The 14,018-nt window shown below is 68.9% G+C and carries 11 protein-coding genes; 3 read left to right on the forward strand and 8 right to left on the reverse strand.

The genetic code is table 11. From position 1 onward, the window contains the following. Positions 1 to 308: 308 nt before the first annotated feature. The 6 genes from E3U26_RS21785 to E3U26_RS21810 form a co-directional block, all read right to left on the reverse strand. Positions 309 to 1,748 (reverse strand): NAD(P)(+) transhydrogenase (Re/Si-specific) subunit beta, encoded by a 1,440-nt coding sequence (locus E3U26_RS21785; RefSeq protein ID WP_116220911.1) that lies wholly within the window; start codon positions 1,746 to 1,748, stop codon positions 309 to 311. 13 nt (positions 1,749 to 1,761) lie between these two features. After that, a complete protein-coding gene (locus E3U26_RS21790) occupies positions 1,762 to 3,336 on the reverse strand; it encodes an NAD(P) transhydrogenase subunit alpha (protein WP_499106314.1) in 1,575 nt (524 codons plus the stop codon). 126 nt (positions 3,337 to 3,462) lie between these two features. After that, positions 3,463 to 4,128 carry a D-lyxose/D-mannose family sugar isomerase gene (locus tag E3U26_RS21795; protein ID WP_499106595.1) on the reverse strand — a complete coding sequence of 222 codons (666 nt, stop codon included), beginning with the start codon at positions 4,126 to 4,128 and terminating at the stop codon, positions 3,463 to 3,465. A 10-nt stretch (positions 4,129 to 4,138) separates the two neighbouring features. Then, positions 4,139 to 4,585 carry a methyltransferase family protein gene (locus E3U26_RS21800; RefSeq protein ID WP_036754563.1) on the reverse strand — a complete coding sequence of 149 codons (447 nt, stop codon included), beginning with the start codon at positions 4,583 to 4,585 and terminating at the stop codon, positions 4,139 to 4,141. Further along, on the reverse strand, positions 4,582 to 6,729 hold the full coding sequence (locus E3U26_RS21805; protein WP_499106596.1) for a malate synthase G: 2,148 nt from the start codon (positions 6,727 to 6,729) through the stop codon (positions 4,582 to 4,584). Before E3U26_RS21805 ends, E3U26_RS21800 begins: the two co-directional genes overlap by 4 nt. A 171-nt stretch (positions 6,730 to 6,900) precedes the next feature. After that, positions 6,901 to 7,578, reverse strand: a complete 678-nt coding sequence (locus E3U26_RS21810) for a hypothetical protein (RefSeq protein WP_499106597.1) — start codon at positions 7,576 to 7,578, stop codon at positions 6,901 to 6,903. A 149-nt stretch (positions 7,579 to 7,727) separates the two neighbouring features. Here E3U26_RS21810 and pepN point away from each other — a divergent pair, with 149 nt between their 5' ends. Together pepN and E3U26_RS21820 are read left to right on the forward strand one after the other, a co-directional pair. Next, positions 7,728 to 10,271: a M1 family metallopeptidase gene (gene pepN / locus E3U26_RS21815; RefSeq protein ID WP_499106599.1), complete on the forward strand. Its 2,544-nt coding sequence runs from the start codon at positions 7,728 to 7,730 to the stop codon at positions 10,269 to 10,271. A gap of 71 nt (positions 10,272 to 10,342) precedes the next feature. After that, positions 10,343 to 11,230, forward strand: coding sequence for a 1-acyl-sn-glycerol-3-phosphate acyltransferase (locus E3U26_RS21820; RefSeq protein ID WP_499106600.1), 888 nt, complete (start codon positions 10,343 to 10,345; stop codon positions 11,228 to 11,230). Between the two features lie 152 nt (positions 11,231 to 11,382). On the opposite strand, the gene proB is transcribed toward E3U26_RS21820, so the two are convergent. Next, complete coding sequence (gene proB / locus E3U26_RS21825) at positions 11,383 to 12,495, reverse strand: glutamate 5-kinase (protein WP_036754570.1); 1,113 nt, start codon at positions 12,493 to 12,495, stop codon at positions 11,383 to 11,385. After that, positions 12,483 to 13,514, reverse strand: a complete 1,032-nt coding sequence (obgE, locus tag E3U26_RS21830; protein WP_072463523.1) for a GTPase ObgE — start codon at positions 13,512 to 13,514, stop codon at positions 12,483 to 12,485. Before obgE ends, proB begins: the two co-directional genes overlap by 13 nt. Before the next feature lie 123 nt (positions 13,515 to 13,637). Here obgE and E3U26_RS21835 point away from each other — a divergent pair, with 123 nt between their 5' ends. Beyond that, positions 13,638 to 13,976: a DMT family transporter gene (locus tag E3U26_RS21835; protein WP_072463524.1), complete on the forward strand. Its 339-nt coding sequence runs from the start codon at positions 13,638 to 13,640 to the stop codon at positions 13,974 to 13,976. Positions 13,977 to 14,018: the final 42 nt, after the last annotated feature.

The following is a 14,018-nucleotide window of genomic DNA, read 5'->3' on the forward strand; positions in this document are numbered from 1 at the left end:
ATCGCCACGGGCACTCTTTCATTCTGAACGCTTGTTCGCCCGCGCGGGCGAATGCCTCCTCCTTCGCAGGCGCCGGCTTTCCGGTTGCCGGCACGGGGCGCTTTGGGACAGATGCGCAGGGGCTCTGGCCTTCGGCAGTTCGAGCCCGGCAACTGCGCAGGCGGCAAGGCGGCGCATCGCATCTCCTTGCCGGCATCGGATATGGGCGATGCCGCTTACCCATTCCCGAAAAATGAAAAGAGCCGCATTGCGCGGCTCTTCCCGATATATCGCGGGGGCGGACCAGGGGGGTCGCCTTTCGCGGCCGCTCACTCGATCATGGGGAGGAGCTGGTCGATGGACTTCTTGGCGTCGCCATAGAACATGCGGGTGTTTTCCTTGTAGAACAGCGGGTTCTCGATGCCCGAATAGCCGGTGCCCTGGCCGCGCTTGGAGACGAACACCTGCTTGGCCTTCCACACCTCCAGCACCGGCATGCCCGCGATCGGCGAGTTCGGGTCCTCCTGCGCCGCCGGGTTCACGATGTCGTTCGAGCCGATCACGATCGCCACGTCGGTCGAGGGGAAATCCTCGTTGATCTCGTCCATCTCCAGCACGATGTCGTAGGGCACCTTGGCCTCGGCCAGAAGCACGTTCATGTGCCCCGGCAGACGCCCCGCCACCGGGTGGATGGCAAAGCGCACATTCTTGCCGCGCGCCCGCAGCTTGCGCGTCAGCTCGCTGACCGATTGCTGCGCCTGCGCCACCGCCATGCCGTAGCCCGGCACGATGACGATCTCGTCCGCCTCGTTCAGCGCCGCCGCCACGCCGTCGGCGTCGATCGCCACCTGCTCGCCCTCGATCTCCATCGCCGGGCCCGCCTCGCCGCCGAAGCCGCCCAGGATCACGCTGACGAAGTTGCGGTTCATCGCCTTGCACATGATGTAGCTCAGGATCGCACCGGACGAGCCGACCAGCGCGCCCACCACGATCAGGAGGTCGTTGCCCAGGGTGAAGCCGATCGCCGCCGCCGCCCAGCCGGAATAGCTGTTCAGCATCGACACCACCACCGGCATGTCGGCGCCGCCGATGCCCATGATCAGGTGATAGCCGATGAAGAAGGCCAGCAGCGTGATCAGCACCAGCCACAGCACCGGCGCCCCGGCGGTGCAGTAAAGGATCACCGACAAGAGCGACAGCGCCGCCGCCCCCGCGTTCAGCATGTGCCCGCCCGGCAGCTTCCTGGGCTTGCCGTCGATCTTGCCGGCGAGCTTGCCGAAGGCCACGATCGAGCCGGTGAAGGTCACCGCGCCGATGAAGATCCCCAGCGCCACCTCGACCTTGAGCATGGCGATCTCGGCCGGGGTCTTGTGCGCCAGCACCGCGGCGAAGCCGTGGAACTCGGCCGCCGCGTCGGCGGCGCGGGCGCGCAGCACCCGCGAGAGCTCGAACTGGGCGTTGAAGCCGATCAGCACCGCCGCCAGGCCGACCAGGCTGTGCATGGCCGCGACCAGCTGCGGCATCTCGGTCATCTGCACCCGCTTGGCCACGACCCAGCCGATGGCGCCGCCGATGGCCAGCATGACCAGCGTCAGCCCCCAGTTGCCGTAGCCCGGCCCGATCAGCGTCGCGACCACCGCCAGCGCCATGGCCGCGATGCCGTACCAGACCGCGCGCTTGGCGCTTTCCTGGCCCGAAAGCCCGCCCAGGGACAGGATGAACAGCACGGCCGCGACCACATAGGCGGCGGTGGTGAATCCGTATTCCATGCGCCCTCTCCCCTTACGACTTCTGGAACATGGCGAGCATCCGGCGCGTGACCAGGAAGCCGCCGAAGATGTTGACGCCCGCCATCAGCACCGACAGCGCCGCCAGCACCACCACCAGCCAGCCGCCCGAGCCGATCTGCAGAAGCGCGCCGACGATGATGATCGACGAGATCGCGTTGGTGATCGCCATCAGGGGCGTGTGCAGCGAATGGCTGACGTTCCAGATCACCTGGAAGCCGACGAAGACCGCCAGCACGAAGACGATGAAATGCGACAGGAAGCTCGCGGGCGCGAACAGCCCCACCAGCAGCATCGCCGCCGCGCCCGCGCCGAGCAGCGTGACCTGGCTGCGGGTCTGGGCGCGGAAGGCGGCGATCTCCTGCGCGCGCCGTTCCTCGGGGGTCGGCTCCCTGGGCTTCTCGCGCGGCTTCTGGGCGGCGATGGCCGCGACCCTGGGCGGCGGCGGCGGCCAGGTCACGTCGCCGTCATGGGCGACGGTGGCGCCGCGGATCACGTCGTCCTCCATGTTCTGCACGATGACGCCGTCCTTGCCCGGCGTCAGGTCCGAGAGCATGTGGCGGATGTTGTTGCCATAAAGCTCCGAGGCTTGCGCGCCCATCCTCGACGGGAAGTCGGTATAGCCGATGATGACCACGCCGTTTTCCGTGACGATGCGCTCGTCCGGCACGGTCAGCTCGCAATTGCCGCCGCGCTCGGCCGCCAGGTCGACGATGACCGAGCCGGTCTTCATCGCCGCGACCATGTCGCGGGTCCAGAGCTTGGGCGCATCGCGGCCGGGGATCAGCGCCGTGGTGATGACGATGTCCATCCCGGGCGCCAGTTCGCGGAACTTCTCGAGCTGCTTTTCCCGGAACTCGGGGCTCGAGGGCGCGGCATAGCCGCCGGTCGCGGCCCCGTCCTGCACCTGGTCCTGGAAGTCCAGGTAGACGAATTCCGCGCCCATCGATTCGATCTGCTCGGCCACCTCGGGGCGCACGTCGAAGGCATGGACCTGCGCGCCCAGGCTGACCGCCGCGCCGATGGCGGCAAGCCCGGCGACGCCGGCGCCCACCACCAGCACCTTGGCCGGCGGCACCTTGCCCGCCGCCGTCACCTGGCCGGTGAAGAAGCGGCCGAAGTTGTTCGCCGCCTCGATCACCGCCCGGTAGCCGGCGATATTGGCCATCGAGGACAGCGCGTCCATCTTCTGCGCGCGGCTGATGCGCGGCACCATGTCCATGGCGATGGCGGTGACGCCCTGTTCGCGCGCCAGCTCCAGGAGGTCCGGGTTCTGCGCCGGGTAGAAATGCGAGATCAGGGTCTGCCCGCGCCGCATCTGCCGCAGCTCGGCCTCGCTCGGCGGCCGGACCTTGACCACCACCTCCACCGCCCCGACCAGCGCCGCGGCATTGGGATGCACGGTGACGCCCGCCGCCTCGTAGGCCGCATCCGAAAACCCCGCACGAACCCCCGCGCCCGTCTCGACATGCACGTCATGCCCCAGCTTGCGCAGATGCCCCGCAGAGGACGGAGTGATGGCGACCCGAGCCTCCCCCTCAAAAATCTCCTTCAATCCGCCGATCTTCACCAGGCCACCTCCCCTGTTAGCGACTTTCAGCGTCCCCCATAGCAGAGCGCAACAATCTTTCACAAGAGAGTGAGGCGCCGCACATTCCACGAATGTGACCCTGCGTCAGAAACACCATCGCGGAGTTCAGTAGTCGCTGACCAGCAGGTGAACCGGGGGCTCGTCCTCGTGGACGGTGGCGAAACGCCCGATGGGCGCGGCGAAGATATTGTCGGTCAGGTCGTCGTTCACGGTCGAGACCTCGCCGATCAGCACCGGCCCGCCCTCGGCCCAGAACTCGTGCCAGTCGCCCGGACGCAGCGTCACGGATTCGCCCGGCGCCAGCCGCAGCACGCCGCCCGGCGCGATCTCGCGCGCGATGCCGTCGCAATCGACCCGGCAGGGCGCATTGCGGTCCATGCGGCCCTGCGCGTCCGACCCGCAAAGCCGGATGGCCAGCGTCGCGCCCCAGCGGTTGATGATATCCTCGGTCTTGATGGCATGGGTATGCATCGGGCTGATCTGGTTTTCCTGCGAGATCAGCAGCTTTTCGGCATAGACCATGCCCCTGCCCGCCTGCAGGTCGGCAAGCCGGCCGTTCCTGAGCGTGAACAGGAACAGGCCCAGCCGATCGAAATCGCCCTGGCCGTAATCGGTGATGTCCCAGCCCAGCCGGCCGTCGCGAATCGCCGGCGTGGCGCGGACGCGAAACTCCTCGGGGCTCCAATGGGCGAATGGCGGCAGGTGGAAGCCTGCCTTGCCGATCAGCTCGGCCGCCTCGGCCATGATGCGGTTGATGCGCGAGCGTTCCACGATGCCCTCCCTAGATCCAGCGCCTGACCTGCATCCTATAGCGGTCATAGGCGGGACCGAAAGCGGCGGCGATGACGGCTTCCTCGCGCAGGATGAAGCGGCGCTGCAGGAACAGGGCGAAGGCCGGCACCGTGACCAGCCCCGCCGGCGCGGCCAGCGCCAGCATCAGCCCGGCCAGCAGAATCAGGTCGGCCAGATAGATCGGATTGCGCGAAAAGCGGAACGGGCCGCCCGTCACCAGCGCCTCGGGCCGGCGGCCGGGCATGACGGTGGTGCGCGCCCGCCACATGGTCAGCGCCGCCCAGAGCATCAGCCCCAGCCCCGCCGCCACCAGCACCAGGCCCAGCCCGCGCAGCGCCGGCGGCAGGCCCAGCGGCACCAGCCGACCCAGCGCCGCCCCGGCCGATGCGAACAGCACCAGCCAGACCGGCGGCAGGCCGGCCAGCCGCGCGATCATGCCGCGCGGCTCGTCTGTTCGGCCTTGGCCTGCAGGCGGCGGGCGTGCAGCACCGGCTCGGTATAGCCCGAGGGCTGCATGCGGCCCAAAAAGACCAGGTCGCAGGCCGCCTGGAAGGCCACGCCGTCAAAGCCCGGCGCCATCGGCGCATAGGCCGGGTCGTCCGCGTTCTGGCGGTCCACCACCGCGGCCATCTTGCGGAAGGCGTCCATGACCTGCCGGTCGGTGACGATGCCGTGATGCAGCCAGTTCGCCAGCGACTGGGCCGAGATGCGCAGCGTGGCGCGGTCCTCCATCAGGCCGACGTCGTTGATGTCGGGCACCTTCGAGCAGCCGACGCCCTGGTCGATCCAGCGCACGACATAGCCCAGGATGCCCTGGCAGTTGTTCTCCAGCTCGCGGGCGATCTCGGCCTCGCTGTAGTTGCGGCCGCCGGCCAGCGGGATGGTCAGCAGGTCGTCGAGCCGCAGGGGCCGGCGCGCCGCGGCGATCTGGGCCTGGCGGGCAAAGACGTCGACCTTGTGGTAATGCGTCGCATGCAGGGTCGCGGCGGTCGGGCTGGGCACCCAGGCGGTGTTGGCGCCGGCCATGGGATGGGCGATCTTCTGCTCCAGCATCTCGGCCATGCGGTCGGGGATCGCCCACATGCCCTTGCCGATCTGCGCCTTGCCGGCCAGCCCGCAGGCCAGGCCGATGTCGACGTTGCGATCCTCATAGGCCGATATCCAGGGCTGCGCCTTCATCTCGCCCTTGGCCAGCATCGCGCCCGCCTCCATCGAGGTGTGGATCTCGTCGCCGGTGCGGTCGAGGAAGCCGGTATTGATGAAGGCCACGCGATGCTTCGCGGCGCGGATGCATTCCTTGAGGTTGGCCGAGGTGCGGCGCTCCTCGTCCATGATGCCCAGCTTGACGGTATGGCGTGGCAGGCCCAGCACATCCTCGACGAAATCGAAGATCTCGCAGGCGAAGGCGACCTCCTCGGGGCCGTGCATCTTGGGCTTGACCACATAGATGGACTGCGTGACCGAGTTCTTCGGCCCCTCGCGGTCCAGGTCGCGCTTGGCGCAAAGCGTCGTGACCATGGCGTCCAGCAGGCCCTCGTAGACCTCGCCGCCGTCGCGGTCCAGCACGGCCGGGGTGGTCATCAGGTGGCCGACATTCCTGACCAGCATCAGGGCGCGGCCCTTGGCGGTGACTTCCGAGCCGTCGGGCGCGGTGAAGGTCACGTCGGGATTGAGGCGCCGGGTAAAGGTCTTGCCGCCCTTCTCGACCTCTTCGGCCAGGGTGCCGTCCATCAGGCCCAGCCAGTTGGCATAGGCCAGCGCCTTGTCCTCGCCATCGACGCAGGCGACGGAATCCTCGCAATCCATGATCGCCGACAGCGCCGATTCGATCACGATGTCCGAGATGCCCGCCTTGTCCTGCGCGCCGACCGGGGTCGAGGCGTCGATGACGATGCGGATCAAGAGCCCGTGGTTCTTCAGGAAGATGTCGGTCGGGTTGGCGCCGTCGCCGCGATGGCCGGCGAACTTGGCCGGCTCGCGCAGCGCCGGGACCAGCGCGCCGTCCGTGACCGACAGCGCCTCGATCCCCGCCCAGGAGCCCTCGGCCAAGGGCGCGGCAGTGTCGAGGAAATCGCGGCCCCAGGCGATGACGCGGGCGCCGCGGGCGGCGTCATAGCCCTTGCCCTGCGGCAGGTCGCCCAGGGCATCGGTGCCGTAAAGCGCATCATAGAGGCTGCCCCAGCGGGCATTGGCGGCGTTCAGCGCATAGCGCGCATTGGTGATCGGCACCACCAGCTGCGGCCCGGCCACGCTGGAGAATTCCGGGTCGGTCTCGGGCGTCTCGATCTGGAAATCCTCGCCCTCGGGGACCAGGTAGCCGATCTCGGCCAGGAAATCGCGATAGGCGCCGGCGTCCTTGGGTTGGGCGCGATGGGCGATATGCCAGGCGTCGATGGCCGATTGCAGCTCCTCGCGCCGCTCCAGCAGCGCCCGGTTGCGCGGCCCGAAATCGTGGAGCAGGGCCGAAAGCCCCTCCCAGAACCGGCGCGGCTCGACGCCGCTGCCGGGCAGCGCACGCTCGTTGATGAAGGCGGCAAGCGTCTCGTCCACCCGCAATCCTGCCTTTTCCACGCGACCCATCGCACTTCCCCTTGCTTCAATTGTCCGGCTGGCTTTGGTGTGCCGTGGTATGCCAAACGGCGCAGGGTTTCAACCGGCCCGACCTTCAATGATCCCGCAATTCTGCCTTGCGTAAAAATTGAAAGCCGCCGTCCGAGTGACCGGACGGCGGCACGCACCCGCATGGGACGATCAGTTCGCCGGCGGCGTGGTAGTGGTTTCGCCGGCCGGCGGCGTCACCGGGGCCGCCGGCTCTTCCACGGTGATGGCGTCGTCCAGCGCCTCGCCGGCATCCTGCATCGCCTCGCCCGCAGCCTCGGCGGCATTGTCGGCGGCTTCCTGCGCGGCGGTCGCGGCCTCGCCCGCGGCTTCCGCGGCGTCCTGGGCGGCGTCGCCGGCGGCGGCAGCGGCATCATCGGCCGCCTCGCCCATCGCCTCGCCCGCGGCTTCGGCGCCGCTTTCGACGGCGGTGGCAGCGTCGCTCGCGGCCTCACCGGCGGCATCGGCGGCGTCCTCGGCAGCGGTCGCGGCGTCGTCAGCCGCATCCGAAGCGGCTTCGGCCGGGGTTTCGGTCGTGGTGGCATCCGTCGCGGCCGGCGCGGTCGTGGTTCCCGGCACGTCCGCGGTGGTGTCCGCGGGCTCGGTCGTGGTCACGGCGGCATCCTCGCCGGTGGTCGCGCCTTCGTCGCGGCCCATGAAATACTGCAGCACGAAATAGGCGATGGCCAGGGCCAGCAGGATGCCGATGATCAGCGGCAGCGGCGAGGCGCGCCGCTCGACCGGCTCGACATAGGTCTCGGGCGCCGCGGCCGGGCGCTGGGGATCGGTGCCCTCGGTCCGCTTCGGATCGTTCGGGTCGTAATGGGCCATTCTTGTTCCTCGCTCTTCTGGTTGGCGCTTGCGGCTGGTCGGCCGGGGACGGACCCCGGCTTGCGACCCGGCTATCCTGCGTCTAACACTTGGGTTTCGCACAAGTTCCGCCGTGCCGCCGATTTTTTTCGCCTGCCATGAGGTGCCCCATGACCGTCACGCAATATCTCGCCGATTGGCGCCCCTATCCCTTCGAGATCGCCGAGACGCGGCTGGAATTCGACCTCGCCCCGCGCGCGACGCGGGTGCGCTCGCAGATCGACTTCCGCCGCAAGGGCGCGGGCGACCTGGTGCTGGACGGCGCGGGGCTGAAAACGCTGTCTTTGGCGATCGACGGCAAGCCGCTCGACCCCGCGGGCGCAACGGGCGGGAGGCTGGTGATCCCCGCCGCCGACCTGCCCGACGCCTTCACCTTCGCCGCCGAAGTCGAGATCGAGCCCGAGGCCAATACCGCGCTGGAGGGGCTGTATCTGTCCGGCGGCATGTTCTGCACCCAATGCGAGGCCGAAGGCTTTCGCCATATCACCTGGTATCCCGACCGCCCCGACGTGATGGCGCCTTTCCGCGTCACCATCCGCTCGGACAAGCCGGTGCTGCTGTCGAACGGCAACCCGGTCTCGCAGGGGGCGGGTCAGGCCGTCTGGCACGACCCCTGGCCGAAGCCCGCCTATCTCTTCGCGCTGGTCGCGGGCGATCTGGTGGCGGTGCCCGACAGCTTCACCACCATGTCGGGCCGCCAGGTGGCGCTGAACGTCTGGGTGCGGCCGGGCGACCAGGACCGCGCCGGCTATGCCATGGAATCGCTGATCCGCTCGATGAAATGGGACGAAGAGGCTTACGGCCGCGAATACGACCTCGACGTGTTCAACATCGTCGCCGTGGATGATTTCAACATGGGCGCGATGGAGAACAAGGGGTTGAACATCTTCAACTCCAAGCTGGTGCTGGCCAGCGCCGAGACCGCAACCGACGGCGATTACGAGCGCATCGAGGGCGTGATCGGCCATGAATATTTCCACAACTGGACCGGCAACCGCATCACCTGCCGCGACTGGTTCCAGCTGTGCCTGAAAGAGGGGCTGACGGTGTTCCGCGACCAGCAGTTCACCTCGGACATGCGCTCGGCCGCGGTCAAGCGCATCCATGACGTCCAGACCCTGCGCGCGCGCCAGTTCCGCGAGGATGCCGGGCCGCTGGCGCATCCGCCGCGCCCGGACCACTATCAGGAGATCAACAATTTCTACACCGCCACGGTCTATGAAAAGGGCGCCGAGGTCATCGGCATGCTCAAGCGGCTGGTGGGCGATCAGGGCTATCGCCGCGCGCTCGACCTCTATTTCGACCGCCACGACGGCCAGGCCTGCACCATCGAGGACTGGATCAAGGTCTTTCAGGACGCCACCGGCCGCGACCTGACCCAGTTCAAGCGCTGGTATACCGATGCCGGCACGCCGCGGCTGACGCTTTCCGAGGATTGGCGCGACGGCACGCTCACGCTGGATTTCCGCCAGGAAACCGCGCCGACCCCCGGCCAGCCGGACAAGCCGCCGCGGGTGATTCCCATCGCGCTCGGCCTGATCGGCCCGAATGGCGACGAGGTGCTGCCGACCACGGTGCTGGAGATGACCGAGGCCCGGCAGAGCTTCCGCTTCGGGGACCTGGGCGCGCGGCCGGTTGTTTCGCTCCTGCGCGGCTTTTCGGCGCCGGTGACGGTCTCGCGCGAGATCGCGGCCGACGAACAGGCGCTGCTGCTGGCGCATGACACCGACCCCTATGCCCGCTGGCAGGCCGGCCACGACCTGGCGCTGGACGCGCTGATCGCGCGGTCCACCGGGGCCGAGGGCGGCGCGGAATTCAGCCGCGCCATCGGCGGGCTGCTCGACGATGCCGAGGCCGACCCGGCCTTTGCCGCGCTCTGCCTGTCCCTGCCCGGCGAGGAAGAGATCGCGACCACCATCGCCGCCCGCGGCGAGATCCCGGACCCGGACGCGATCCATGCCGCGCGCGAGGCGCTGGCCCGCGACATCGCCTCGGCGCATGAACCGGCGCTGGCCCGGCTCTACAAGGCGATGGCGACCCCCGGCCCCTATCGCCCCGATGCCGAGGGCGCGGGGCGGCGCAGCCTGCGGCTCGCCTGCCTGGGCCTTCTGTCGCGCATCGACGGGGCCGCGCGGGCCGAGGCGCTGTTTGCTGCCGCCTCGAACATGACCGAGCGACAGGGCGCGCTGGAATGGCTGATCGCGGCCGGCAGGGACGCCGAGGCGCTGGCGGCCTTTGCGCGGGAATTCGCCGGGAACCGCCTGGTCATGGACAAATGGTTCATGGTCCAGCCGCTGCGCGCCGCGCCCGGCCTGGCGGTGGCCCGCGCCCGCGACCTTGCGGCGCGGCCGGATTTCGACTGGAAGAACCCCAACCGCTTCCGCGCCCTGATCGGCGGGCTCGGCGCGAACCACGCCGCCTTCCACGCCGCCGACGGCTCGGGCTACGATTTCACCGTGGACTGGCTGATGCGGCTCGACCCGGTGAACCCGCAGACCACGGCGCGCATGTGTTCGGCCTTCGAGACCTGGACCCGCTACGACGCCACCCGCCAGGCCCATGCCCGCGCCGCGCTTGGCCGGCTGGTGGCGATGCCGGGCCTGTCGCGCAACACCTCCGAGATGGTTACGCGCATCCTTGCCGGTGGCGCCTGACCATGATCGAACCACTCTTGCGGGCATCTTGCGGGCACGGCAATACTGCCCCCATGGATGCCCGCGAGGACATGAAACGCCGTCTCGATCCGCTGATTGCCGAGCGGGCGCCCTGGCTTTTTTCGGGCCGCCGGCACCATGCGCTGGCGCGGCAGCTGCTGATGCACCTCCTGCGCTATCCGCGCACCTTGGAGCTGGCGGCGGAATATCGCGACCTGCCCACGGACGAGGTCATGCGCCGCATCGCCGGGCTGATCCTGCGCGACCTGCGGGTCGAGGGGATCGAGCATATCCCGGCCACCGGCCCGGCGCTGATCGTGTCGAACCACCCGACCGGGATCGCCGACGGGATCGTGCTGAACGCGGTGATCGCTGCGGTGCGGGACGATCTTTTCGTCTATGCCAATCACGACATCCTGCGCATCCTGCCGCAATTCGACAGCCTGATCGCCCCGGTGGAATGGCGCGCCGAAAAGCGCAGCCATGCCAAGACCCGCGCCACGATGGACTATACGCGCGAGGCGCTGGGGCGCGGGCGGATCGGGCTGATCTTCCCCTCGGGCCGGCTGGCCAAGCGCCGGGGCCTGAGCCTGCACGAACGGCCCTGGATGGCCAGCGCGGCGATGATCGCACGCAAGTTCGATGCGCCCATCATCCCGCTGCGGATCCGGGCGCGCAATTCGGCGCTGTTCTACCTGCTTGACGCGATCCACCCGACGCTGCGCGACGTGACGCTGTTCAACGAGGTGCTGAACAAGGCGGGCCAGCCCTTCCGCGTGACCATCGGCGCCCCGATCCCGGCCGCGTCGCTGCCCGGCCGCAGCGAGGACGGCATCGCGCTCTTGCGCGATACGGTGCTGGGACTGCCCGCGCCGGGCCAGAACGCGGTGCGCATGTCGCAGATCCGCGGGCTGTTCCAGCGCCGCCACGCGCTTGCCAAGCCGCGCCCGATCGAGTGAACTGCGACGCCGGCCTCATGATCGGTGTCGCAGATGGGTATTTATGGAACGAAGAAGCCCGGTGCCGCTTTCCGAAATTCAGCGCGGCACCGGGCTTCTTCGTTCTTCAAATACCCATGCGACCGCGACGCAGAAGCTACGGCCCAAGAAGATCACACCACCATGTCGTCGCGATGGACCAGCGCGGCCCGGCCGGGATAGCCGAGGATGCCCTCGATCTCGTCGCTGCGATGGCCGGCGATGGCGCGCGCCTCGGTCGAGGAATAGCGCACGAGGCCGCAGGCCAGCCGTGCGCCCTTGCCGTCCTGCACCACCACCGGATCGCCCCGGCCGAAGCGGCCCGAGACGGCGGTGACGCCGGCCGGCAGCAGCGACTTGCCCTGCCCCAGCGCCAGCGCCGCGCCGGCATCGACGGTGATCTCGCCCTTGGGCTTCATCGCCGCGATCCAGCGCTTGCGCGCGGCCTGCGGGTCGGTGTCGGGCAGGAACCATGTCACCCGCGCGCCACTCGCCACGGCGGAAAGCGGGTTCAGCACCGAGCCCTCGGCGATGGCCATGGCGCAGCCGCCCGCCACCGCCGTGCGCGCCGCCATCAGCTTGGTCTTCATGCCGCCCTTGCTGACGCCCGAGATCGGGTCGCCGCCCATGGCCTCGATCTCGGGGGTGATCTGCTGGACCACCGGCAGGTGACGCGCAGCGGGGTCGGTCTTGGGATTGGCGGTATAGAGCCCGTCGACATCGGACAGCAGCAGGAGTTGGTCGGCCCCGCAGGTCACGGCGATCTGCGCCGCCAGCCGGTCGTTGTCCCCGAAGCGGATCTCGTCGGTCGCCACGGTGTCGTTCTCGTTCACGATCGGCACCACGCCGAGGCCCAGGAGCGTCTGCATGGTCGCGCGGCTGTTGAGATAGCGGCGCCGGTCGGTGGTGTCGTCCAGCGTCACCAGCAGCTGCGCGGTCTTGACGCCATGCGGCGCCAGCGCCTCTTCATAGGCGCGGGCGAGCTTGATCTGGCCCACCGCCGCCGCCGCCTGCGACTGCTCGACCCGCAGGGGACCGGCGGGCAGGCCCAGCACCTGCCGCCCCAGCGCGATGGCGCCCGAAGAAACCAGCACCACGTCCGTCCCCCGCCCCCGCGCCCGCGCCACGTCGTCGCAAAGCGCGCGCAGCCATTCGGCGCGCAGCCCCGCGCCGTTCACCAGCAGCGCCGAGCCGATCTTGACCACCAGCCGCTGCGCGCGGCCCAGTTCCGGCGTCACGGCTGCCACGGCTTGTCTTCCTTGTCGGCGGCGGGCTTGCGCGAGGGCGCGATCCGCGACCAGAGTGCGCGCAAGACCTCGGTCACGCCTTCGCGCGAGACGCCGGACATCAAGAGCACCGGGCCGCCGATCTCGGCCTCGAGCGCCGCCTTGCGCTCGGCCAGCGTCTCGGGGTCGAGCGCGTCGATCTTGTTCAGCGCCGTCACCCGCGGCTTTTCCGCCAGTGCCGGGGAATAGGCCTGAAGCTCGGTCAGGATTGTGCGGGCGTCCTGCGCCACGTCCTCGGCCGTGCCGTCGACCAGGTGCAGAAGCACGCGCGAGCGCTCGACATGGCCCAGGAACTGGTCGCCCAGGCCCCGGCCCTCGGAAGCGCCCTCGATCAGGCCGGGGATGTCGGCCATGACGAATTCATGCCCGTCTACCCCCACGACGCCCAGGTTCGGGTGCAGCGTGGTAAAGGGATAGTCCGCGATCTTGGGCCGCGCGTTCGACACCGCCGCAAGGAAGGTCGATTTCCCGGCATTCGGCAGGCCCACCAGCCCGGCATCGGCGATCAGCTTCAGCCGCAGCCACAGCGTGCGCTCGACCCCCGGCTGGCCGGGGTTGGCGTGGCGCGGCGCGCGGTTGGTCGAGCTTTTGAAATGCAGGTTGCCGAAGCCGCCGTTGCCGCCCCTGGCCAGCAGCACCCGCTGGCCCGGCTCGGTCAGGTCGGCGACCACGGTTTCCTGGTCTTCTTCCAGGATCTCGGTGCCGACCGGCACGCGCAACACGATGTCGTCTCCCGAGGCGCCGGTGCGCTGCGCGCCCATGCCATGCCCGCCCGACTTGGCGAAGAAATGCTGCTGGAAGCGAAAGTCGATCAGCGTGTTCAGCCCCTCGACCGCCTCGGCCCAGACATCGCCGCCATTGCCGCCGTCGCCGCCGTCCGGCCCGCCATATTCGATGAACTTCTCGCGGCGGAAGGATACGCAGCCCGCGCCCCCGCCGCCCGAGCGGACATAGACCTTGGCGAGATCGAGGAATTTCACGGGCGCAATCCTGTCAGCTATGGCAAAGCCGTGGGATACGCGCTTGGCCGTTTTCGTGCAAGTGGCGTGACTTTCCCCCGTCCCGCGAATTAGATGGGCCGGCGACGAACGAGTGGAGACGCCATGCCGGTCCTGACCTATGCCACGCTTTTCACCGCCATCACGCTTGAAGTGGTCGGCACCACCTTCCTGCAGCGCAGCGAGCAGTTCACCCGGCTTGTCCCCACCCTGCTGATGGGCCTGTGCTATGCGGGCTCGTTCTATTTCCTGTCGCTGGCCTTGCGGGCCATGCCGCTGGGCATCGCCTATGCAATCTGGAGCGGGCTGGGGATCGTGCTGGTCTCGCTGATCGGGCTTGTCGTCTTTGGCCAGAGGCTGGATTTCGCGGCGGTGGTCGGGCTTTCCATGATCGTCGCGGGTGTCGTCATCGTGAACCTGTTCTCGGGCAGCGTGACGCATTGAATCGCCTCCACCCTTAACATTCCGGCAATCGGGTCTAGATTA

Source organism: Paracoccus ferrooxidans (assembly GCF_029909815.1).
Lineage (GTDB): Bacteria > Pseudomonadota > Alphaproteobacteria > Rhodobacterales > Rhodobacteraceae > Paracoccus > Paracoccus versutus.

Bases quoted from the DNA above. Each gene is read 5' to 3' on its own strand.
- E3U26_RS21785 (WP_116220911.1), bottom strand. From the start codon at position 1,748: ATGGAATACGGATTCACCACCGCCGCCTATGTGGTCGCGGCCGTGCTG.
- E3U26_RS21800 (WP_036754563.1), bottom strand. From the start codon at position 4,585: ATGATCGCGCGGCTGGCCGGCCTGCCGCCGGTCTGGCTGGTGCTGTTC.
- E3U26_RS21805 (WP_499106596.1), bottom strand. From the start codon at position 6,729: ATGGGTCGCGTGGAAAAGGCAGGATTGCGGGTGGACGAGACGCTTGCC.
- E3U26_RS21810 (WP_499106597.1), bottom strand. From the start codon at position 7,578: ATGGCCCATTACGACCCGAACGATCCGAAGCGGACCGAGGGCACCGAT.
- pepN (WP_499106599.1), top strand. From the start codon at position 7,728: ATGACCGTCACGCAATATCTCGCCGATTGGCGCCCCTATCCCTTCGAG.
- E3U26_RS21820 (WP_499106600.1), top strand. From the start codon at position 10,343: ATGAAACGCCGTCTCGATCCGCTGATTGCCGAGCGGGCGCCCTGGCTT.
- E3U26_RS21835 (WP_072463524.1), top strand. From the start codon at position 13,638: ATGCCGGTCCTGACCTATGCCACGCTTTTCACCGCCATCACGCTTGAA.